The organism is Massilia sp. 01N417 (assembly GCF_056399645.1).
The window spans coordinates 410,805-432,727 of sequence record NZ_JBFTRS010000001.1; the positions used below are offsets into that span (position 1 = coordinate 410,805).

The window sequence follows — 21,923 nt, forward strand, 5'->3', positions numbered from 1 at the left end:
CTGCGCGGGGGCTGCGAAAAACGGCGAACGAGATTCGCCGTTTTTCTTGCTTACATGGTCCAGCGCAGGCCGACCTTGAAGTAGCGGCCGATGGCGCCGCTGGCGTCCATCGGGTTGTAGCTCATGCCACCGTAGGTCAGCGGATCCAGCGGAGCAACCTTGTCGAACAGGTTCTGGATCGAGCCGTAGATCTGCAGCTGGCGGGTCACGTTATAGCGTGCCGACAGGTCGACCGTGGTGAACGAAGCCAGACGGCAGTCGCCAGGCGCCGGGTTGCCGTTCGCGAACTGCGAGGCGCACTTGTCGCCGGCGAAGTACACGTTCTGCATGTCGGCGCGGTAGTTGGCGGTCGCGGTCATGTTGAACTTCTGGCTGTAGTCCCACGAAGCGCTGAGGCTGATCTTGTCCTTCGGCGTACCGGCGCAGTTCGAGGTGTCGCAGTTGCCGTGGGTGCCGGCGTACTGGTAACGGGTGCCGCTCTTCTCGGCGCGTACCCACGATGCGATGTGGGTCCAGGTCAGGCCCACGACCGCGCGGCCGTAGTCGCCCAGCTTGACGCGCTGCTTGACGTCGAAGTCCACGCCCTTGATCTCGGTGAAGCTCGAGTTCTGGTACGGTGCGTTCGACAGCAGCAGGGTGCCCGTGTTCGGGATCACGACGCCGTTCACGACCAGGTTGTTGTCGTTGCGGATCGCGGTCGGCAGGGCGGCTGCTTCGACGTAGGACAGCGGGTTGATCTCGTTTTCACGGCGGATCTTGAAGCCGTCCACGGACAGGCTGGTGTTGGCCAGCGGATCCCAGACCATGCCCAGGGTGTAGCCCTTCGAGGTTTCCGGCGACAGTTTCGGGTTGCCGACCTTGACCGCACCGATCGAGATCGCGCAGTCGGCCTGGGTTGCGCCGCCGGCTGCCGGGACGCCGCCCGGGCAACGGACCGGATCGCGCACCGAGGAGCTGCCGGTGCTCTGCGACTCGACGCCGGCTTCGGCCGGACCCGGGGCGCGGAAGCCTTCCGAGTAGGTGCCGCGCAGGGCGAAGGTCTTCAGCGGGGTCCACTTGATGCCGACTTTCGGGGTGGTGGACGAGAAGTTCTTGTACTTGTCGTAGCGCAGTGCACCGGTCAGTTCGACGGTCTGGATCACAGGCGCAGCCACTTCGACGAAGACTGCCGAGATGTTCTGGTCGCCCTTGGCCGCCACGTAGGAGGCGTTGATCGAACCGTCGGCGGTGCCCGACAGCGACGGGTTGTCCAGCGACTCGCGGCGGTGTTCGGCGCCGACCGCCAGGCCCATGGCGCCGCCCGGCAGCTGCATCAGCTCGCGCGAGGCCTTGAAGTCGACGATGTCGAGCTTGGTGGTCGAATGCGAGGTCGCATTGGTCACCATCGCGGCGTAGAGCGAGGACGGGTTCTTGCTGGCCTGGGTACCGATGTAGTACGGGAAGTACGGGCTGGAAGGATTGCCCAGGGCGGCCTGCAGCACCTTCATGTTGATCATGTTGCTGTAGTTCAGGTCCAGCTTCGACATCGAGTGCAGGTAGGCGGTGTCGAAGTCCCAGCCGAATTTCTGGCCTTTGATGCCGATCACGAAGCGGTTGAAGGCATTGTCCACCGAGCGGGTGCTGGGGCCGACGTCGAACATCGAGTAGCGCAGGCGCACGTCGGCGCCGTACGGGTTCTGCGGATGCTTGGCCGACATCAGGATCGTGTTGCCGTAGGCGATCACGCCGGTCGGGCTGGCCGCGTTCGGCGGGAAGGCGACGGTCGAGCTGGTCGCCGGCGGGGTCAGGGTGAACGAGGTGTCGCGCTTGGAGTAGCCGGCTTCCGCGTACAGCTGCAGGCCGCCGTCCAGGTTCTTGGTGCCGCGCGCATACAGGTTCACGCCGTCGATATTCGGCTGCATCGAGCGGAACTGGTCCTGGTACCACAGGCAGCCGCCGGCCGGGTCCTGGTTGACCACCGGCGAGAACTGCGAGCAGCCCGGCAGCGAGACGTAGTTGCCGGTCTTCGGATCGCGCAGGGCGCCGGTCGGGGTCGGGCTGGAAGCGCCCGGCGTGATGTAGCCGCCGGCGAACTGGCTGTTGGCCGCATAGCCCCACGGACGGATGTCGCCCTGGCCGATCCACTTGCGACCGGCGCGGTCCTTGTTCATCAGCTCGTGGTTACCGTAGACCTCGAGGTTGGTCATGACGTTGAAGCCGTCGGTGTCGAGATCGCCCTTGCCCCAGGTCAGGGTGCCCTTGGCCACTTCGCCGTCGCGGTAGCGCGACTCGCCCAGCTCGCCCTTGGCGACCAGGCCGGTGAAGTCCTTGCGCAGGATGATGTTGACCACGCCGGCGATCGCGTCCGCGCCGTAGATCGAGGACGCGCCGTCCTTCAGGATCTCGATGCGTTCCACCGCTTCCATCGGCACGGTCGACAGGTCGGTGAAGCTCTTCTGGCCGTCGTCGGCGCGCGCGAACGGGGCCATGCGGCGGCCGTTCAGCAGCACCAGGGTCGAGGTCGCGCCCAGGCCGCGCAGCGAGATCGCGGTCGAGCCGGCGGCGAAGCCGTTGCCGAAGCCGGTCGGCAGCGAACCGGCGCCGTCGGCGGTCAGGGTCTGCAGGTATTCGGCGACGGTGCCCTTGCCGGACTTGGCCAGGTCTTCGCGGGTGACCACCTGGACCGGCGAAGCGGTTTCGGCGGTGGCGCGCTTGATGCTCGAGCCCGTGACTTCGACGCGCTGCATCGGGGCGGACGAGGTGTCCTGCGCCATCGCGGCTGCGCCGAAGGCCACGTAGGCGACGGCAAAGGAGACTGCTTGGGCTACAGCTTTTCTTTTATACATTCCAACTCCAAGAAATGGTCTGATGAATCGGTCCACACATGCATATGCTTTTTTGTCAATCTTTGGCATGCATATACCAAGGAATACGAGCACTAGAGGTAACCAATTGTCGTTCGGTGAGAAATGAGAATTTTTTCACCTGACGCGGGCTCATCAGATCATTCCTGTCCTTACAGTGTCAATATGAATGAATATGAATTCTTCGTAACATTGCGTAAATGCCACACTTGTATGCATTTTCCCTGTTAGGCGGTGGAAAATTTTTTGCTCTGCAACATTCGGAAACTGTTCTATAGTTTCGCTTTTCACCCGGAATCCCCGATGTTTGCTTATATCCTCCGGCGGCTGTGGCAAATGCTGCCCACCATGGCCGGCGTCGTGGTGCTGGTCTTCGTGCTGTTCAACTGGGTCGGCGGCGATCCGTCCTACCTGCTGGCGGGCAAGATGGCGGATGCGCAGGCGATCGCCAACATCCGCACCCAGCTCGGCCTGGACCAGCCCTGGTACGTGCAGCTCGGCATCTTCGTCAAGCAGATCCTGAGCTTTGATTTCGGCAATGCCTGGAGCACCGGCGAACCGGTCTCGCACATCCTGTCGACCAGGCTCGGCCCTTCGCTGACGGTGCTGGTGCCGCTGACCGTGCTGGAGACCCTGATCGGGATCGCGCTGGCGCTCGCCATCGCTTTCGTGCGCGGCTCGCTGACCGACCGCCTGGTGATGATTGCCTGCACGGTCGGCATGTCGATCTCGATCCTGGTCTACATCATCGTGTTCCAGTACGGGCTGGCCTACAAGCTGGGCCTGTTCCCGGTGCAGGGCTGGGGCGACCATTTCCTCGAAAACCTGCTGCGCTACGCCACCTTGCCGATCCTGATCGGCCTGACGGTGTCGGTGGCGCCGACCCTGCGCCTGTTCCGCAGCTTCGTGCTGGACGAAGTGGGGCAGGACTATGTGCGCACCGCACGCGCCAAGGGCCTGTCGGAGCGGCGCATCGTCTGGGTCCACGTGCTGCGCAATGCGGCGATCCCGATCATCACCTACGTGATGGCGAACCTGCCTGCCCTCCTGATCGGCGCCTTCCTGCTGGAGCGCTTCTTCGGCATCCCGGGCATCGGGCGCGAGGTGATCCTGGCGGTCGAGCGCAGCGACTTCCCGGTGATCAAGGCGATCACGGTCTACGTGGCCGCCGCCACCATGGTGTTCAACCTGCTGGCCGACCTGATGTACCAGGCGGTGGATCCTCGCGTACAGCTCAAATGAGCAGCTGAAATGAATCAAATGATCGAAAACGTTTCGCCCGGCCTGTGGGCGCTCGCCTGGCGCCGCCTGCGCGCCGACCGCATCGCCATGGCCTCGCTGGCGGTGGTGCTGATCTTCCTGCTGTCGGTGCTGCTGTCCGCCACCGGCCTGGTGGCCGCCGACTGGGAGAACGAGGTCGCCGTCAACTATGCGCCGCCGACCTTCGTCGGTCCCGATCCCGCGCTGGCGGCCTTGAGCCGTCCGTCCGCGCCGGCACCGCCGAATGCCTTCGATCCGCTGGCGGCCGATATCGCCGAATCGAAGGCGGAGCTGGCCCGGCGTGGCCACGCCACGCAGGTGGTCAAGGCGGCGACCCTGCCTTTCGGCGCCGACAAATGGGGCCACGACATCGTTAAAAAGACCATCAAGGGCGGCCAGACCTCGATCGTGGTCGGCCTGGTCGCGGCCCTGGTGGCGGTGGCGCTGGGGACCCTGTTCGGCGCCGTCTCCGGATTCTACGGCGGCAAGGTCGACGACCTGTTCAACTGGTTCTACAGCATCTTCACCTCGATCCCGTCGATCCTGATGATCCTGACGGTGGCCGCGGTGCTGCAGACCAAGGGCGTGCTGACCATCGTGCTGATCCTGGGGCTGACGGGATGGACCGGGCCCTACCGCCTGATCCGCGCCGAGTACATCAAGCACAAGGCGCGCGAATACGTGATGGCGGCCGACGCCATCGGCGCCTCCGGCTGGCGGCGGATGTTCTCGCACATCCTGCCGAACGTCTCGCACGTGGCGCTGGTGCAGATGTCGATCCTGGTGGTCGGCTTCATCAAGGCCGAGGTCATCCTGTCCTTCCTGGGCTTCGGCGTGCCGGTCGGCGTGGTGTCCTGGGGCAGCATGCTGAACGAAGCGCAGAATGAACTCATCCTGGGCAAGTGGTGGCAGCTGGCCGCCGCCGCCAGCGCGATGGCCCTGCTGGTGACGGCCTTCTCGCTGTTTGCCGATGCGCTGCGCGATGCGCTGGATCCGAAACTGAAGTGAGACCGTATGACTTTTGACCAGCCATTGCCTGACGTTCTGCTTGAAGTGCGCGACCTGCGCGTTTCCTTCCGCATCGACAAGAAGCGCACGTTCGAAGCCGTCAAGGGCATCTCCTTCAGCCTGCCGAGGAACGCCACCGTGGCGCTGGTGGGCGAGTCCGGCAGCGGCAAGTCGGTCAGCTCGCTGGCCGTGATGGGCTTGCTGCCTGTCGAGACCACGATCATGCACGAGGGCTCCTCGATCCGCTTCGACGGCCGCGAGCTGCTCGGGCAGTCGATCGAGGCGCGCCGCAAGCTGTGCGGCAAGGACATCGCGATGATCTTCCAGGAGCCGATGTCCTCGCTGAATCCGGTGTTCACGGTCGGCTTCCAGATCGGCGAAGTGCTGCGCCAGCACCTGGGCATGGACAAGCGCCAGGCGCGCGCGCGCACGCTCGAACTGCTGGACGAAGTCGGCATCCCCGATCCGGCCAGCAAGATCGACGCCTATCCGGGCCAGATGTCGGGCGGCCAGCAGCAGCGCGTGATGATCGCGATGGCGATCGCCTGCGAACCGCGCCTGCTGATCGCCGACGAGCCGACCACGGCGCTGGACGTGACGATCCAGAAGCAGATCATGGAACTGATCGCGCGGCTGCAGAAGAAGCACCAGATGTCGGTGCTGTTCATCACCCACGACCTCGGGCTGGTGGGCGAGATTGCCGACCGCGTGATCGTGATGCGGCATGGCGAGGTGCGGGAGGAGGGGCCTGCTTCGTCGGTACTTCATGCGCCTGCCGACCCCTACACGCGGGCGCTGCTGCTTTGCCGGCCGAAGCTGGACGAGCGGCCGGTGCGGCTGCCCGTCATCGACGATGTGCTGAGCGGGCGTTACTCGACGGAGATCGTGCTGCCGCAGCGCTCGCGCGGCTATGCTGCTTCCGACGACAACGTGCTGGTGGTGGAGGGGCTGAAGAAGAGTTTTTATCTGCGCGAAGGCCTGTTCGGCAAGCGCGAGTTCCAGGCGGTGAAGGATGTCTCCTTCACGCTGCCGCGCGGGAAGACCCTGGGCGTGGTCGGCGAATCCGGTTCCGGCAAGACCACGGTCGGCCTGACCCTGCTGCGCCTGCACCGCGCCACCGGCGGCAGCGCCCTGTTCGAAGGCCGCGACCTGCTGGCGATGAGCGACCGCGAGTACCAGGCCTATAAACGGCGCATCCAGATCATCTTCCAGAACCCTTATGCCTCGCTGAACCCGCGATTCACGGTCGGCCAGATCTTGTTGGAACCGATGCGCATCCATCGCATCGGTTCCAACGATGCCGAGCGCGTCGAGCACGCCCACTACCTGTTGAAGCGGGTCGGGCTGCCGGAGCAGGCCTTCCACCGCTATCCGCACGAGTTCTCCGGCGGTCAGCGCCAGCGCATCGCGATCGCGCGCTGCCTGACCATGAAACCGGAGATCCTGGTGTGCGACGAGTCGGTGTCGGCGCTGGACGTCTCGGTCCAGGCCCAGGTGCTGAACCTGCTGCAGGACCTGCAGGACGAGTACAAGATGAGCTACATCTTCATCTCGCATGACTTATCCGTGGTCAAGTACATCTCCGACCGCGTGATGGTCATGCACCACGGCAGCGTGGTCGAGATGGCAGACTCGGACGAGCTCTACCGCAACCCCCGTCACCCCTATACCCAAACGCTGCTGAACGCCATCCCGCGCGGCGCCTGAAGCTGCGTCAAAAATTCGGGGTCAGAGCACATTTCCGCTGAAATTCGGGGTCAGAGCGATTTTTCGGAGCCGGGTCTTTAGCTGCGGTTGGCCGAGCTTCGGCATGGATCGCTTCAGTTAGTGCAAGGGCAAAAAGTGCTCTGACCCCGAATCTGTTGCGAAATGTGCTCTGACCCCGAATTTAAGGCGTCGCGCCCCCGGCAAGAGGCATATGGAGGGGGCGCGGGGCGGGCTTTTCCGATACCATATTGGCATGGCCTCGCTCTCCCACCTGATACACACTTACGGCGCGCTGATCGTGTTCGGCATCGTGCTGCTTGAACAGATCGGCCTGCCGATTCCCGCCTTCCCGGTGCTGATCATCGCCGGCGCGCTGGCGGTTGACAAGGGAGCCAACTGGCCGCTTTATCTGGCGGCCAGCATCGCCGCCTGCCTGGTCAGCGATTATTTCTGGTTCCGTGCCGGCCGCTACTACGGCAAGCGCATCCTGCGCCTGCTGTGCAAGATTTCGCTGTCACCCGATTCCTGCGTCAGCCAGACCGAAGACAATTTCGGCCGCTGGGGCGCGAAGTCGCTGGTGGTCGCCAAGTTCATCCCCGGTTTCAACACCATCGCCCCGCCGCTGGCCGGCGCCATGGGCACCACCACCCAGCGCTTCCTGTGGCTGTCGATGGCCGGCGGGCTGCTGTGGAGCGGCGTCGGCATGGGCCTCGGCGCCTGGTTCCACGGCAGCGTCGACGACGTCATCGCCTGGTTCGAGACCCTCGGCAGCACGGCCCTGATGGTGGTCGGCGCGCTGCTGGCCCTGTTCGTGTTGTTCAAGTACATCGAGCGCCGCCGCAACCTCGGCGCCGCCAAGCTGCCGCGCATCACCACCGCCGAGCTGAAATCCCTGCTCGAGGCCGGCCACGACCCGCTGATCGTCGATGCCCGCGGCGTCACCGCGCGCCAGCTGGAGCAGGGCATCCCGGGCGCGCTGGTCTACGGCGACACCGTCCCGGAACGCCTGATGGCCAGCCTCGACCGCGACCGCCATATCGTCATCTACTGCAGCTGCCCGAACGATGTCACCGCGGCCCAGGTCGCGAAGACCTTCCTCGCCAACGGTTTCCACCGCGCCCGCCCCCTGCGCGGGGGCCTCGACGCCTGGAACGCGGATTGCGCCGCCGCCGATGCGGACGTCGAACTCAAGCCGAAAGCCGGCTGAGCAAGCGCCTGCGCAGGCCAGGTTTGGTAGCTCGACTACTCATGAATCCTAGCAATCTTTCGTGAGATTCCTAGAGAAACAAAGGCCGATGTACCTAAACTACAATAAACGCTTGCGCTGAAGCCGAGAAGTCCTTAAGCTTCTGGAATCTGTTTCCGATTCCATGCCATGACTGTTGCGCCCGCATCCACCGTTCTCCAGCCGTCCGCCGCTTCCCCGACCATGACCGCGGGGCATGCCAGCCCGCGCCTGCTCGCCGACATCGGCGGCACCAATGCGCGCTTCGCGCTGGAACTGGGCCCGGGCCGCATCGCGCACATCGAAGTGCTGTCCTGCGCCAGCCACCCGACGCTGGCGGATGCCCTGCGCGCCTACCTGGCCCTGCCGGCGGTGGCCGAGGCGGTGGCCGGCTCGGGTACGGTGCGCCATGCGGCGATCGCGATTGCCAATCCGGTGCTGGGCGACATGGTGCGCATGACCAATCACCACTGGGAATTCTCGATCGAGGCGATGCGCCGCGAGTGCGGCTTCGATACCTTCGTGGTGGTGAACGATTTCGAGGCGCTGGCGATGGCCTTGCCCTGGCTGGCGGACGGCGACAAGGTCCAGGTCGGCGGCGGCGCGCCCGGCCTGAATGCACCGATCGGCCTGCTGGGCGCCGGCACCGGCCTCGGCGTGTCCGGCCTGATTCCGGCGCCGGACGGCAAGGGCTGGACCGCGCTGCGCAGCGAAGGCGGCCACGTCACCTTTTCCCCGGCCAACGACACCGAGATCGCGATCCTGCAGTACGCATGGCGCGAGTTCGAGCATGTATCGGCCGAGCGCCTGCTGTCGGGCGCCGGTGTCGAGCTGATCTACCGCGCGCTGGCCGAGTTGCGCGGGGCGGCCGAACCCGTGCTGGACGCGCCGGAGATTTCGCGCCGCGCCCTGGCCGGCGAATGCCCGCTGTGCGACGAGGTCGTCGAAGCCTTCTGCGGCATGCTGGGCACGGTGGCCGGCAACCTGGCCGTCACCCTGGGCGCCCAGGGCGGGGTCTACATCGGCGGCGGCATCGTGCCGCGCCTGGGCGAACGCTTCGCGCGCTCCTGCTTCCGCCGCCGCTTCGAGCAGAAGGGCCGCTTTGCCGCCTACCTGGCGGCGGTCCCGACCTATGTGATCACGGCCGAGTATCCGGCTTTCCTGGGCGTTTCCGCGATCCTGGCCGAGCGCCTTGCCGCTTGAGCGGGCGCAGGGCGGCGCAGCATCCGCCATGCCGATCCGCGCGCACCTGTTCGCGGCTTCTCCCTTTCCGGGTTTTATCGGGTACAATGGCCGCCAATCGGTAGAAACGATGTCGTCCTTCCTGCTCCAGCAGCGCCGTTTCTCCTGAAAGTCTATCTTTGCAGTCCGCTTTCCGGCGGGCTGCCGCGTGGCCGGCATGAAGCCCCCACGGTATCCGCCCGGCGCCACTGCCGGGCCACGGAACCCAGTTTCAACGCGTACTGTCTCATCGGGGCGTAAGCTCCTGTGTCGCTGCAACGACACTTCGTGACCGTTGAAGCCGTTTGTGTTTGATGTTTTCTTTGCCGTTATGAACACTGATGAGGCCAAGAAGGTCCTCGAGACCGCCTTGCTGTGCGCGCGCGAGCCGATGACGATCCACGGCATGAAGAAACTGTTCGCCGACGTGGATGCGAACGGCCGCCAGGTCGGCACGGGCGTGGGCGCCGACACGATCAAGATCCTGCTGGAAGAACTGCGCCAGGACTGGCAGGACCGCGGCATCGAGATCGTCAGCCTGGCATCCGGCTGGCGTTTCCAGAGCCGGCCCGAAATGAAGCCTTACCTCGACCGGGTCGCCCCGGAAAAGCCGCCGAAGTATTCGCGCGCAACGCTGGAGACGCTGGCGATCATCGCCTACCGCCAGCCGGTCACGCGCGGCGATATCGAAGAGATCCGCGGCGTCGCCGTCAACTCGCAGACGATCAAGATGCTCGAGGACCGCGGCTGGATCGACGTGGTCGGCCACCGCGAGGTGCCGGGACGACCGGCCCTGCTGGGCACGACCCGGCAGTTCCTCGACGACCTTGGCCTGGCCTCGCTGTCGCAGCTGCCGCCGCTGCAGGAAGTGGCGGACGGCGCCGGCGGACGCAGCCTGGAAGCGCTGGAAGCGGCCTTGCAACAATTTGATGAACACGACCCTGCGACGCAACCGGTGGTTGATCTCGCGTCAGGTCAGCAATAACAACGAAACGAATGATGAATCCAACCGACAACACCGAGACGACCCCTGCCGAAGCAGGGCTGGAGGCGGCAGCCAAGCCGAAGCGCCGTACGCGCGCCCAGGCCGCTGCCGAGGGCGCGCAGCCGGAAGCCGACGCCAAACCCAAACGCACCCGCAAGGCCGCCGCCAAGCCGGCCGCCGATACTGTGGAGGCCGCCGCGCCGGCAGCCGAGGCCCCGGCACAGCAGGATGCGGCTCCGGCCGCCAAGCCAGCCCGCAAGCCGCGTGCGAAGAAAGCCGATGCCGAGCAGGCCGTGAGCGCGCCCGCCGCCGAAGCGGCGCCGGCTCCGGCACCGGCCACCGATGCGGCCCAGGATGAAGGCCAGCGCAAGCCGCGCGGTCCGCGCCAGATGCGCGAGCAGCGCCAGCAGCGTGAAGCGGTCGCCGCCGCGGCTGCGCCGCGTGGCCAGGCCGACGGCGCCGATGCCGTGGCCGAGCCGGTCCAGGCCGGCGCGGAGCAGGGCGAGCAGGCCGCCGAGAAGCGCGCCGAGCAGCGCCAGGGCGCGCGCAGCGGCAAGCACGACGGCCAGAAGAAGGGCAGGAAAGGCCAGCAGCGCGGCCAGCAGGGTCAGCAGGCCCAGCAGGGTCAGCAGGGTCAGCAGGCCCAGCAAGGCCAGGCCGGCCAGCCGGGCCAGCAAGCCCAGAAGCAGGGCCAGCAGCAAGGCAAGGGCAAGAACGCCCGCGGCGGCAAGGACAACCGCGGCGCCAAGCCGAACGATGCCGACGCCGTGTTCTCCTTCGTGACCTCGGACGCCTTCGACGCCCACGAGGGCGGCCAGGGCCAGGCCAAGGCGACCAAGGCGCGCCGCGACCTGACCGCCGAGGACGATGCGCCGAAGCTGCACAAGGTGCTGGCCGAGGCCGGCCTGGGTTCGCGCCGCGACATGGAAGAGCTGATCATCGCCGGCCGCGTGTCGGTGAACGGCGAGCCGGCCCACATCGGCCAGCGCATCCTGCCGACCGACGCCGTGCGCATCAACGGCAAGCTGCTGCAGCGCCGCGTGAACAACAACAAGCCGCCGCGCGTGCTGGTGTACCACAAGCCGGCCGGCGAAATCGTCAGCGCGGACGATCCGGAAGGCCGTCCGTCGGTATTCGACCGCCTGCCGACCATGAAGACCGGCAAATGGCTGGCCGTCGGCCGCCTCGACTTCAACACCGAGGGCCTGCTGCTGTTCACGAACTCCGGCGACCTGGCGAACCGCCTGATGCACCCGCGTTACAACATCGACCGCGAGTATGCCGTGCGTACCCTCGGCGTGCTGGAAGAGGGCATGCGCCAGAAGCTGCTGGCCGGCGTCGAGCTGGAAGACGGCCTGGCCTCCTTCACCAAGATCGTCGACGGCGGCGGCGAAGGCGTCAATCACTGGTACCGCGTGGTGATCGGCGAAGGCCGCAACCGCGAGGTGCGCCGCATGTTCGAGGCGGTCAACCTGACCGTTTCGCGCCTGATCCGTACCCGCTACGGCGCGATGACCCTGCCGACCGGCCTGAAGCGCGGCCGCTGGGAAGAGCTCGAAGAAAACGACGTCCGCAATTTCATGACCGCCTTCGGCATCGAGAAGAAGGGCGAGCAGAAGGCCGGCGGCCAGGGGCAGGGCCAGGGTGGCCAGAAGCAGAAGCAGGGCGGCGGCAAGGACCGCGGCGGCCCCAATGCGGACCGCAGCAACGGCAATCGCATCGACCGTGCCGACGCCAACCGTAACGTCGACCCCTTCGGCCCGCCCGTGGTGCGCGTCGGCACCCAGCAGGGCGGCCGCGGTCAGTCCGGCATGCCGGGCGCCCAGGGGCGCGGCGGCAGCGGCTTCGGCGGCGGCCAGGGTGGTCGTAGCGGCGGCCAGGGACGCAATGGCGGCCAGGGCCGCGGCGCCGGCGGTGGCGGTGGCGGTGGCGGTGGCGGCGGCAAGGGTCCGCGCCAGCCGGATCCGCTGCAGACCACCTTCGGCTTCGCCGGTGCCGGCCAGAGCCGTCGTCCGTCGGGTCCGCGTGTCAGCGATCACGGCATGCCGCGACGCGGCCGCCGGGGTTAATCCGTGCCGTCGTCCCCGCGCAGGCGGGGGCGGCGAATTGAATGCACCCTGCTGGACAAAGGTGTAAGCTGTTGCATACCTGTTCATTTTGCAGCGCAGCGATTGCGAGCTGCCCTGTATCGGGTTATAATTCGCAACCAATTAAAGTTCTCCCCGGCGTTTTGTTTGGTGCAGACACTTTCATCTGGTTGGAAATATAAGAAGATGGGCAGTTGCCCATTTTTTTTTTGTTGAATCGTTTTAAGAGGTCCGGCGCCAAGCCGGCGATCTGGAGAAATCAGTGCAGCTGTTTGATTTGATTGCCACCACAGTCAGTGGACTGGGCTACGAACTCGTCGATATCGAGCGTGCCGAGCGAGGCATCCTGCGCGTGTTCATCGATTTCCCGGCCGCGGTGGCGGACGAAAAGGGACCGATCTCGGTCGAGGATTGCGCCACGGTCAGCCACCAGCTGTCGCACGTGTTGACGGTCGAAAACGTCGATTACGAGCGCCTGGAAGTGTCGTCGCCCGGACTGGACCGTCCGGTGCGCACCCTGGCCGACTTCGAACGCTTTGCCGGCGAAGAATGCACGGTCAAGCTGCGCGTCGCGATGCCCGGCACTGCGAACCGCAAGACCTACACGGGCATCCTGCACGCCCCGCAAGGCGACAAGATCGGGTTGGAATTTGAAAGCAAGGATGGCCTGGCGTTATTGGAATTTACGCTGGCCGAACTGGACAAGGCACGCCTGGTGCCGAAGGTGGATTTTAGGAGTCGCAAAGCATGAGTCGCGAAATTTTGTTACTGGTTGATGCGCTCGCGCGCGAAAAAAACGTCGATAAAGAGGTCGTCTTCGGCGCGCTCGAGTTCGCACTGGCGCAGGCCACGAAAAAACGCTACGAGGGCGATGTCGACATCCGCGTGAGCATCGACCGCGACAGCGGCGAATTCGAAACCTTCCGCCGCTGGCACGTCGTTCCCGACGAGGCCGGCCTGCAGCTGCCCGACCAGGAAATCCTGCATTTCGAAGCCAAGGAACAGATTTCGGACATCGAAGTCGACGAGTACATCGAAGAACCGATCGAATCGGTCGAGTTCGGTCGCCGCTTCGCCCAGGACACCAAGCAGGTCGTGCTGCAGCGCGTCCGCGACGCCGAGCGCGAGCAGATCCTGCAGGACTTCCTGGAGCGTGGCGACGCCCTCGTTACCGGCACCATCAAGCGCATGGAACGCGGCGATGCGATCGTCGAGTCGGGCAAGATCGAAGCCCGCCTGCCGCGCGACCAGATGATCCCGAAGGAAAATCTGCGCATCGGCGACCGCGTCCGTGCCTACATCCTTCGCGTCGACCGCAATATGCGCGGCCCGCAGGTGATCCTGTCGCGCACCGCGCCGGAATTCATCATGAAGCTGTTCGAACTGGAAGTTCCGGAAATCGAACAAGGCCTGCTGCAGATTAAATCGGCTGCCCGCGATCCGGGCGTGCGCGCCAAGATCGCCGTGTTCACGACCGACAAGCGCATCGACCCGATCGGTACCTGCGTCGGCATGCGCGGTTCGCGCGTGCAGGCCGTGACCGGTGAGCTGGGCGGCGAGCGCGTGGACATCGTGCTGTGGTCGGAAGATCCGGCCCAGTTCGTGATCGGCGCGCTGGCCCCGGCCAACGTGTCGTCGATCATGGTCGACGAAGAGAAGCATGCGATGGACGTCGTTGTCGACGAGGAAAACCTGGCGATCGCGATCGGCCGTTCGGGCCAGAACGTGCGCCTGGCGTCCGATCTGACCGGCTGGAAGATCAACATCATGACGGCCGAGGAATCGGCCAACAAGGCTGCCCAGGAAACCGCCGCCGTGCGCGCGCTGTTCATGGAAAAGCTGGATGTGGATGAGGAAGTGGCGAATATCCTGGTCGAGGAAGGTTTCTCGAGCCTTGAAGAAATCGCTTACGTTCCCATTTCCGAAATGCTGGAAATCGAATCGTTCGACGAAGACACCGTCAACGAACTGCGCACCCGCGCCCGTGACGCGCTGGTGACTGAAGCGATCGCTTCCGAAGAAGGCCTCGAGGGCATGGAAGAGTCGCTGGTCAGCCTGGAAGGGATGGACCGCACCACCGCCGGCAAGCTTGGTCTTGCCGGTATCAAGACCCTCGAACAATTCGCGGGCCTGGCATACGACGAGTTCGGCGCCATCCTGGCCCTGCCGACCGACCGTGCCCGTGATTTGATCAAGAACGCATTTAATGATGTGTCTGACGATGAGATGAAACTGGTCGACGCCAAGTACGACGACCGGGCCAAGGCCCTGCAGGCGAAAGCCTGGAGTCAGGTAGAAACGGCCAAGGCATAAGGGTTGTGCAAAGACCGGGGCGGTGCCGCGGTCTTTGCGTTTCCAACCCGAGCAAAATTCTTTATCATCTCGCGACACATAGAAAAGAGGACTGAATGGCGAGTAACAACGTAGCCCAATTTGCCACCGAACTGAAGATGCCTGCAGACTTGCTGCTGACGCAGCTGCGTTCTGCTGGCGTCGAGAAAAGTTCGACGTCAGATCCCTTGTCCAAGGATGATAAGGATAAGCTGCTGAACCATCTGCGCCGTACCCATGGCGCCGCCGAATCCGGCGAAAAGAAGAAGATCACGGTGACCCGCAAGGAAACCTCCGAGATCAAGCAGGCTGACGCCAGCGGCAAATCGCGCACGATCCAGGTGGAAGTGCGCAAGAAGCGCACTTTCGTACAACGCGACGATCTGGTCACTGCCAAGGCGGCTACCGCCCCGGTGATCGACGCCGCCGAACAGGCACGCCGTGACGAGGAAGCGCGCCGCCAGTCGGAACTGCTGGCGCGCCAGGAAGCGGAACTGCGTGAGAAGCAGGAACGCCTGGCCAAGCTGGAATCCGAGAAGGCCGCACAGGCCAAGGCGGCCGAAGAGCAGGCCAAGCGCGATGCCGAAGAGCGTCTGCAGCGCGAAGCTGCGGCCGCCGCACAGGCTTCGGCCGACGCCGCTGCCGGCGCCGCCGATGCCGCCGCTGAAACCAAGCGCGCCGCTGCCGAGGAAAGCAAGAAAGCAGCCGCCGAGGAATCCAAGCGCAAGGCCGACGAAGCCGCCAAGGAAGCCGCCGAACGCGCCGCCGCCACCGAGCGTGCACGCAAGGCCGTGGCCGACGAAGTGGCCCAGATCAAGGCCATGATGGCCCAGCCGCGCCGCGTGATCAAGGCGCCGGAAGTGCCTGCGGCCAAGCCGAAGGCAGCCGAACCGGCAACCCTGCATAAACCTGCTGAAAAGAAACCGGGCGAAGCCAAGCCGGCCGATGCGACCGGTAGCGGTGCACGTCCGAAACCGGGCGACAAGAAGTCGATCAAGTCGGCCAACGTGGCCTCGACCTGGTCGGACGAGAAGAAGCGCGGCGCCCCTGGCGGCGGCATGAAGGGCCGTGGCGCCCCCTCGACCGGCGGCCGTGACGGCTGGCGTGCGGGCGGTGGACGTGGCGGCCGTCGTGGCGGCCACGACGATCGCGAATCGAACTTCCAGGCCCCGACCGAGGCGATCGTCAAGGACGTCCACGTGCCGGAAACCATCACCGTGGCCGAACTGGCGCACAAGATGGCCGTGAAGGCTTCCGAGGTCATCAAGCAGCTGATGAAGCTGGGCCAGATGTGCACCATCAACCAGGTGCTGGACCAGGAAACCGCGATGATCGTGGTGGAAGAGATGGGCCACAAGGCCTTCGCCGCCGCCGTCGACGATCCGGAAGCGCTGCTGGCCGATCCGGGCGAGCACCACGAGTTCGAGTCCAAGCCGCGTGCGCCGGTCGTGACCGTGATGGGCCACGTCGACCATGGTAAAACCTCGCTGCTGGACTACATCCGCCGCGCGAAAGTGGCGGCTGGCGAAGCCGGCGGCATTACCCAGCACATCGGTGCATACCACGTGGACACCCCGCGCGGCATGGTCACCTTCCTGGATACGCCGGGTCACGAAGCCTTTACCGCAATGCGTGCCCGTGGCGCGAAAGCGACCGACATCGTCATCCTGGTGGTGGCGGCCGACGACGGCGTGATGCCGCAGACCAAGGAAGCGATTGCCCACGCGAAAGCGGCAGGCGTGCCCCTGGTCGTGGCGATCAACAAGATCGACAAGCCGGGTGCCAACACCGATCGCGTCACCCAGGAACTGGTGGCCGAAGGCGTGGTGCCGGAAGAATACGGCGGCGATTCGCCGTTCGTCCCGGTGTCCGCCAAGGTCGGTACCGGTATCGACGAGCTGCTGGAGCAGGTGCTGCTGCAGGCCGAAGTGCTGGAACTGAAGGCGCCGGTGGAATCGCCGGCCCGCGGCCTGGTGGTCGAAGCCCGTCTGGACAAGGGCCGCGGCCCGGTCGCCACCATCCTGGTGCAGTCGGGTACGCTGCGTCGCGGCGACGTCGTACTGGCGGGTTCGTCCTTCGGCCGCGTCCGTGCGATGCTGGACGAGAACGGCAAGTCGGTGACCGAAGCCGGTCCGTCGATCCCGGTCGAGATCCAGGGCCTGACCGAAGTGCCGAGCGCCGGCGAGGAAGCCATGGTCATGGGCGACGAACGCAAGGCGCGTGAAATCGCACTGTTCCGTCAAGGTAAGTTCCGCGACGTGAAACTGGCCAAGCAGCAGGCGGCGAAGCTGGAAAACATCCTCGACCAGATGGGCGAGGGCGAAGTCAAGAACCTGCCGCTGATCGTCAAGACCGACGTGCAGGGTTCGCAGGAAGCGCTGGTCGGTTCGCTGCAGAAGCTGTCGACCTCGGAAGTGCGCGTCCAGATCGTCCATGCGGCGGTCGGCGGCATCACCGAATCGGACGTCAACCTGGCGACCGCGTCGAAGGCAGTCATCATCGGCTTCAACGCCCGTGCAGACGCCCAGGCGCGCAAGCTGGCCGAAACCAACGGCGTCGACATCCGTTACTACAGCATCATTTACGATGCGATCGACGAGATCAAGACGGCACTGTCGGGCATGCTGGCACCGGAGAAGCGCGAGCACATCACCGGCCAGGTCGAAATCCGCCAGGTCATCCTGGTATCGAAAGTCGGCGCGATCGCGGGCTGCCTGGTCACCGATGGCGTGGTCAAGCGTACCTCCTCGGTTCGCCTGCTGCGCAACAACATCGTGGTCTGGACCGGCGAGATCGATTCGCTCAAGCGCTTCAAGGACGATGCGAAGGAAGTTCGTGCCGGTCTCGAGTGCGGCCTGTCGCTGAAGAACTACAACGACATCCAGGTCGGCGACGTTCTGGAAGTGTTCGAAGTGCAGGAAGTGGCGCGTACGCTGTAATACGGTCGTTCCAACGATTGGAGTAGCATTGGGGCTAGTAGGCCTGTGCCATGTGGCGCGGGCCACTGGCCCCAATCTTTTGTAGGGTGGGCACGAGGTGCCCACCTTACGCGTAATAACAAAAACATACGCAGTCAACAAAATGGCAAAACACAGTAAAAGCATTCCATCGCGCGGCCTGCGCGTCGCCGATCAGATCCAGAAGGACCTGTCGGAACTCATCGCGTTCGAACTGAAGGATCCGCGCGTGGGGATGGTCACCATCAGCGAAGTCAAGCTGACCCCGGACTATGCGCACGCCAAGGTCTGGTTCACCCTGCTCAAGGACAGCCCGGAAGAGGTCAAGCAGACCCTGGAAGGCCTGACCAAGGCTTCCGGCTACCTGCGCAACCTGCTCGGCAAGCGCCTGCACATCCACACCCTGCCGCAGCTGCACTTCGTGCACGACACCTCGACCAGCCGCGGCCTGGCCATGTCGGCCCTGATCGACCAGGCGAATGCGACGCGCGCCGCCGACTACGTGGACGAGTCCGCCCCCGCAGACACTGACGAAGATTCGGATTCCGAGTGAACGCAAGACCGCCGAAAAAGCCCCGCGACCTGGTCGACGGGGTGCTCCTGATCGACAAGCCGGTCGGCCTGTCGTCGAATGACGCGCTGACCAAGGTCAAGCGCATCGTCAACGCCAAGAAGGCCGGGCACACCGGCACCCTCGATCCCTTCGCCACCGGCCTGCTGCCGCTGTGCTTCGGCGAGGCGACCAAGTTCTCGCAAGACCTGCTGGAAGCGGACAAGACCTATCTGGCCACCGTCCACCTGGGCATCACCACCACCACCGGCGATACCGAGGGCGAGGTGCTGGAGACCCGCGACGTCGACGTCAGCACCGGGCAGGTCGAAGCCGCGCTGGCGCGCTTCCGCGGCCCCATCCTGCAGGTGCCGCCGATGTACTCGGCCCTGAAGCGCGACGGCAAGGCCCTGTACGAATATGCGCGCGAAGGCGTCACGCTGGAGCGCGAGGCGCGTCCGGTCACCATCCATGAGCTGGAACTGGTTGCCATCGCGGCGCCTTTCCTGACCATTCGCGTGAAATGCAGCAAGGGCACCTATGTGCGCGTGCTGGGCGAGGACATCGGCGCGCTGCTGGGCTGCGGCGCCCACCTGAGCGCGCTGCGCCGGGTGCAGGTCGGCGACCTCGGCACCGCCAACATGGTCACGCTGGAAGAGCTGCAGGCGCACGAGAACCCGCTGTCGCTGCTGGCCCCGGTCGACGCGCTGCTGTCGACCTTCCCGCGCATCGACCTCACGCCCGAGCTGGAAAAGCGTTTCCTGAACGGCCAGCGCCTGGCGCTCGGCAAGGAAGCGGTCGCCGTGCCGCCGGAGCAGGGCAGGGTGCGCGTCTATGCCGACGGCCGGCTGCTGGGCACGGCCATCCTGCAGGAATACGCGATCCTGGCGCCGGAACGCCTGATCGCCGCGCGCCAGGCCTGAAGCGCCATCCGCCGGGCTCGGCGTGTTCGCCGGGAAACAACAGTGGGAAGGAAAAGCTTGCTTGTAATTAATACATGCAAGCAGAATATTGAACATCAGCCAATATTCCCTTCCTCCGGAGCCCGCATGCAAGCCGAGATCCCCCAGACCGTCAGCAATCCCTCCGCCGAGGCGGGTGGCCGCGCCTTCGGCGCCGTGCTGTTCTCGGTTTTCGGGGCCATCCTGCTCGAGGTCTGGGACCGCCGCGCCGGCGCCGGGCTGCTGGTGTTCGGCGGCATCGCCGTGCTGGGCATCGGGCTGGCCCTGAGCGCCTGGCTGTGCTACCGCCGCCATGCCGCGGCCGTCGCCGCGCGTGCGAAGACGCCGGAACAGAAGCGGGCCGACCGCGTGTTTCATCTGGTGAATGGCGGACAGTGGATCCTCATCCTGGTGCTCGGCAATGTGCTTGCCAACATCGGGCAGGGCGCCTGGGTGGTGCCGATGGCGATCGCCGTGATCGGCCTGCACTTCGCGCCGCTGGCTTATGTGTTCCGCAATCCCCCGCACTACGTGACGGCGGCCGCGCTGGTGCTGTTCGCGCTGGCGTATCCGCAACTCGCCGCCGGCGGGCCGGCCGATCCGGTGGGCTTTCTCGGCATCGGCCTGATCCTCTGGGCGAGCGCCATGTGGGCGCTGCGCCGCTCTTGAAATCGGCGAAGCGTCCTCCACATCTGGCCCGTGCCAGCCCGTCATCATCCTTCAATATTTGGGCCTTAAGCTCAAACCGTTGAAAATTCAGGGCTTTTCTCGCCGCTGCAATGCAGCAGACGGAATCCGCGTGCTATACTAGCGGGTTCTGGAAATCGGCAATGCCAACCGGCTCCCGCCGAGCGCCTCTAGCCGAAACTCCATCCATCACGCAACATTCACTGTTGAATACGCATATGTCAGACACCAAACGCGCGATTCGTAATATCGCAATCATTGCCCACGTTGACCACGGCAAGACCACCCTCGTGGACCAGCTGCTGCGCCAATCCGGCACCTTCCGTGAAAACCAGGCGGTCGACACCCGCGTGATGGACTCGAACGATCTCGAAAAGGAACGTGGCATCACGATTCTGTCGAAGAACTGCGCAGTCGAGTATGAAGGCACCCACATCAACATCGTCGACACCCCGGGCCACGCCGACTTCGGCGGCGAGGTCGAGCGCGTGCTGTCGATGGTCGACTCGGTGCTGCTGCTGGTCGACGCCCAGGAAGGCCCGATGCCGCAGACCCGCTTCGTGACCCGCAAGGCGCTGGCCCTGGGCCTGAAGCCGATCGTGGTCGTCAACAAGATCGACCGTCCGGGCGCCCGCGCCGACTGGGCGATCAACCAGACCTTCGAACTGTTCGACAAGCTGGGCGCCACCGACGAGCAGCTCGACTTCCCGATCGTCTACGCCTCGGGCCTGAACGGCTACGCCGGCATGGACGAAAGCGTGCGCGGCGGCGACATGAAGCCGCTGTTCGACGCCATCCTGAAATACGTGCCGGTGCGTGACGACAACCCGGACGGTCCGCTGCAGATGCAGATCACCTCGCTGGACTACTCGTCCTACGTGGGCAAGATCGGTATCGGCCGCATCAACCGTGGCCGCATCAAGCCGGGCATGGACGTGCTGGTCGTGAACGGCCAGGACGACAAGAACCCGATCAAGGGCCGCATCAACCAGGTGCTGAACTTCAAGGGCCTGGAGCGCGTGCTGGTCGATGAAGCCGTCGCCGGCGACATCGTGCTGATCAACGGTATCGAAGACATCGGCATCGGCGTGACCGTGACCGCCGTCGATACCCCGGAAGCGCTGCCGATGCTGACCGTCGACGAGCCGACCCTGACCATGAACTTCATGGTCAACAACTCGCCGCTGGCCGGCCGCGAAGGCAAGTTCGTGACCAGCCGCCAGCTGCGCGACCGCCTGGACCGCGAACTGAAGTCGAACGTGGCGCTGCGCGTGCTGCCGACCCCGGACGACACCGTGTTCGAAGTGTCGGGCCGCGGCGAACTGCACCTGACGATCCTGCTGGAAAACATGCGCCGTGAAGGCTTCGAGCTGGCCGTGTCGCGTCCTCGCGTGGTGTTCAAGGAAATCGACGGCGTCAAGTGCGAGCCGTACGAGAACCTGACCGTCGACGTCGAAGAAGTGAACCAGGGCGGCGTGATGGAAGAACTGGGCCGCCGCCGTGGCGACCTGCAGAACATGGAATCGGACGGCAAGGGCCGTGTCCGTCTGGAATACCGCATCCCGGCCCGTGGCCTGATCGGCTTCCAGGGCGACTTCATGACCCTGACCCGCGGCACCGGCCTGATGAGCCACGTGTTCGACGCCTACTCGCCGGTCGATAACGGCAAGGGCGAACTGGCCGGCCGCCGCAACGGCGTGCTGATCTCGCAGGATGACGGCCAGGCCGTCGCCTACGCACTGTGGAAGCTGCAGGATCGCGGCCGCATGTTCGTCGAGCACAACACCCCGGTGTACGAGGGCATGATCATCGGTATCCACTCGCGCGACAACGACCTGGTCGTGAACCCGATCAAGGGCAAGCAGCTGACCAACGTGCGCGCCTCGGGCACCGACGAAGCCGTGCGCCTGGTGCCGCCGATCGTGATGTCGCTGGAATACGCGGTCGAGTTCATCGAGGATGACGAGCTGGTCGAGATCACCCCGAAGAGCATCCGCCTGCGCAAGCGTCACCTGAAAGAGCACGAGCGCAAGAAGGCCAGCCGCGAAGCCGCGTAATCCGGTTTTCAGGCTTCATGAAAAAACCCGCTGCTTGCAGCGGGTTTTTTTTCGTCCATCGGCT

General features: G+C 65.0%; 15 protein-coding genes. 14 read left to right on the top strand and 1 reads right to left on the bottom strand.

Translation table 11 applies throughout. The features are described from left to right. Positions 1 to 50 precede the first annotated feature (50 nt). Positions 51 to 2,825 (bottom strand): TonB-dependent receptor, encoded by a 2,775-nt coding sequence (locus tag AC1DOQ_RS01835; protein WP_477359709.1) that lies wholly within the window; start codon positions 2,823 to 2,825, stop codon positions 51 to 53. A 321-nt stretch (positions 2,826 to 3,146) separates the two neighbouring features. Between AC1DOQ_RS01835 and AC1DOQ_RS01840 the strand changes: the two genes are divergently transcribed. The 14 genes from AC1DOQ_RS01840 (at position 3,147) to typA (ending at position 21,859) form a co-directional block, all read left to right on the top strand. Then, positions 3,147 to 4,085: an ABC transporter permease gene (locus tag AC1DOQ_RS01840; protein ID WP_477359710.1), complete on the top strand. Its 939-nt coding sequence runs from the start codon at positions 3,147 to 3,149 to the stop codon at positions 4,083 to 4,085. A 9-nt stretch (positions 4,086 to 4,094) separates the two neighbouring features. Next, a complete protein-coding gene (locus tag AC1DOQ_RS01845) occupies positions 4,095 to 5,111 on the top strand; it encodes an ABC transporter permease (RefSeq protein WP_477359713.1) in 1,017 nt (338 codons plus the stop codon). 6 nt (positions 5,112 to 5,117) lie between these two features. After that, on the top strand, positions 5,118 to 6,818 hold the full coding sequence (locus AC1DOQ_RS01850; RefSeq protein WP_477359715.1) for an ABC transporter ATP-binding protein: 1,701 nt from the start codon (positions 5,118 to 5,120) through the stop codon (positions 6,816 to 6,818). 253 nt (positions 6,819 to 7,071) lie between these two features. Further along, positions 7,072 to 8,025 (top strand): VTT domain-containing protein, encoded by a 954-nt coding sequence (locus AC1DOQ_RS01855; RefSeq protein ID WP_477359717.1) that lies wholly within the window; start codon positions 7,072 to 7,074, stop codon positions 8,023 to 8,025. A gap of 222 nt (positions 8,026 to 8,247) precedes the next feature. Further along, entirely contained in the window at positions 8,248 to 9,246 is a 999-nt protein-coding gene (locus AC1DOQ_RS01860) for a glucokinase (protein ID WP_477359826.1), read from the top strand. Between the two features lie 349 nt (positions 9,247 to 9,595). Beyond that, on the top strand, positions 9,596 to 10,249 hold the full coding sequence (gene scpB / locus AC1DOQ_RS01865) for an SMC-Scp complex subunit ScpB (RefSeq protein ID WP_477359719.1): 654 nt from the start codon (positions 9,596 to 9,598) through the stop codon (positions 10,247 to 10,249). A 14-nt stretch (positions 10,250 to 10,263) separates the two neighbouring features. Then, complete coding sequence (locus AC1DOQ_RS01870) at positions 10,264 to 12,318, top strand: pseudouridine synthase (RefSeq protein ID WP_477359828.1); 2,055 nt, start codon at positions 10,264 to 10,266, stop codon at positions 12,316 to 12,318. Between the two features lie 280 nt (positions 12,319 to 12,598). Then, positions 12,599 to 13,087 carry a ribosome maturation factor RimP gene (gene rimP / locus AC1DOQ_RS01875; protein WP_477359721.1) on the top strand — a complete coding sequence of 163 codons (489 nt, stop codon included), beginning with the start codon at positions 12,599 to 12,601 and terminating at the stop codon, positions 13,085 to 13,087. Further along, on the top strand, positions 13,084 to 14,649 hold the full coding sequence (gene nusA, locus AC1DOQ_RS01880) for a transcription termination factor NusA (RefSeq protein ID WP_477359723.1): 1,566 nt from the start codon (positions 13,084 to 13,086) through the stop codon (positions 14,647 to 14,649). Before rimP ends, nusA begins: the two co-directional genes overlap by 4 nt. A 95-nt stretch (positions 14,650 to 14,744) precedes the next feature. Continuing rightward, positions 14,745 to 17,606, top strand: a complete 2,862-nt coding sequence (gene infB / locus AC1DOQ_RS01885; RefSeq protein ID WP_477359725.1) for a translation initiation factor IF-2 — start codon at positions 14,745 to 14,747, stop codon at positions 17,604 to 17,606. 142 nt (positions 17,607 to 17,748) lie between these two features. Beyond that, a complete protein-coding gene (gene rbfA, locus AC1DOQ_RS01890) occupies positions 17,749 to 18,177 on the top strand; it encodes a 30S ribosome-binding factor RbfA (RefSeq protein WP_477359727.1) in 429 nt (142 codons plus the stop codon). Beyond that, positions 18,174 to 19,097 (top strand): tRNA pseudouridine(55) synthase TruB, encoded by a 924-nt coding sequence (gene truB / locus AC1DOQ_RS01895; protein ID WP_477359729.1) that lies wholly within the window; start codon positions 18,174 to 18,176, stop codon positions 19,095 to 19,097. The genes rbfA and truB overlap by 4 nt, the downstream gene beginning before the upstream one ends. Before the next feature lie 126 nt (positions 19,098 to 19,223). Further along, positions 19,224 to 19,784, top strand: coding sequence for a hypothetical protein (locus AC1DOQ_RS01900; protein ID WP_477359731.1), 561 nt, complete (start codon positions 19,224 to 19,226; stop codon positions 19,782 to 19,784). Positions 19,785 to 20,020: 236 nt separating this feature from the next. After that, on the top strand, positions 20,021 to 21,859 hold the full coding sequence (typA, locus tag AC1DOQ_RS01905) for a translational GTPase TypA (protein ID WP_477359733.1): 1,839 nt from the start codon (positions 20,021 to 20,023) through the stop codon (positions 21,857 to 21,859). Positions 21,860 to 21,923: the final 64 nt, after the last annotated feature.

Excerpts from the sequence above, each read along its gene's own strand:
- typA (WP_477359733.1), top strand. The coding sequence starts at position 20,021 with ATGTCAGACACCAAACGCGCGATTCGTAATATCGCAATCATTGCCCAC.
- AC1DOQ_RS01845 (WP_477359713.1), top strand. The coding sequence starts at position 4,095 with ATGAATCAAATGATCGAAAACGTTTCGCCCGGCCTGTGGGCGCTCGCC.
- scpB (WP_477359719.1), top strand. The coding sequence starts at position 9,596 with ATGAACACTGATGAGGCCAAGAAGGTCCTCGAGACCGCCTTGCTGTGC.
- AC1DOQ_RS01900 (WP_477359731.1), top strand. The coding sequence starts at position 19,224 with ATGCAAGCCGAGATCCCCCAGACCGTCAGCAATCCCTCCGCCGAGGCG.
- AC1DOQ_RS01850 (WP_477359715.1), top strand. The coding sequence starts at position 5,118 with ATGACTTTTGACCAGCCATTGCCTGACGTTCTGCTTGAAGTGCGCGAC.
- AC1DOQ_RS01870 (WP_477359828.1), top strand. The coding sequence starts at position 10,264 with ATGAATCCAACCGACAACACCGAGACGACCCCTGCCGAAGCAGGGCTG.
- AC1DOQ_RS01840 (WP_477359710.1), top strand. The coding sequence starts at position 3,147 with ATGTTTGCTTATATCCTCCGGCGGCTGTGGCAAATGCTGCCCACCATG.
- infB (WP_477359725.1), top strand. The coding sequence starts at position 14,745 with ATGGCGAGTAACAACGTAGCCCAATTTGCCACCGAACTGAAGATGCCT.
- AC1DOQ_RS01835 (WP_477359709.1), bottom strand. The coding sequence starts at position 2,825 with ATGTATAAAAGAAAAGCTGTAGCCCAAGCAGTCTCCTTTGCCGTCGCC.
- AC1DOQ_RS01855 (WP_477359717.1), top strand. The coding sequence starts at position 7,072 with ATGGCCTCGCTCTCCCACCTGATACACACTTACGGCGCGCTGATCGTG.
- nusA (WP_477359723.1), top strand. The coding sequence starts at position 13,084 with ATGAGTCGCGAAATTTTGTTACTGGTTGATGCGCTCGCGCGCGAAAAA.
- rbfA (WP_477359727.1), top strand. The coding sequence starts at position 17,749 with ATGGCAAAACACAGTAAAAGCATTCCATCGCGCGGCCTGCGCGTCGCC.
- AC1DOQ_RS01860 (WP_477359826.1), top strand. The coding sequence starts at position 8,248 with ATGACCGCGGGGCATGCCAGCCCGCGCCTGCTCGCCGACATCGGCGGC.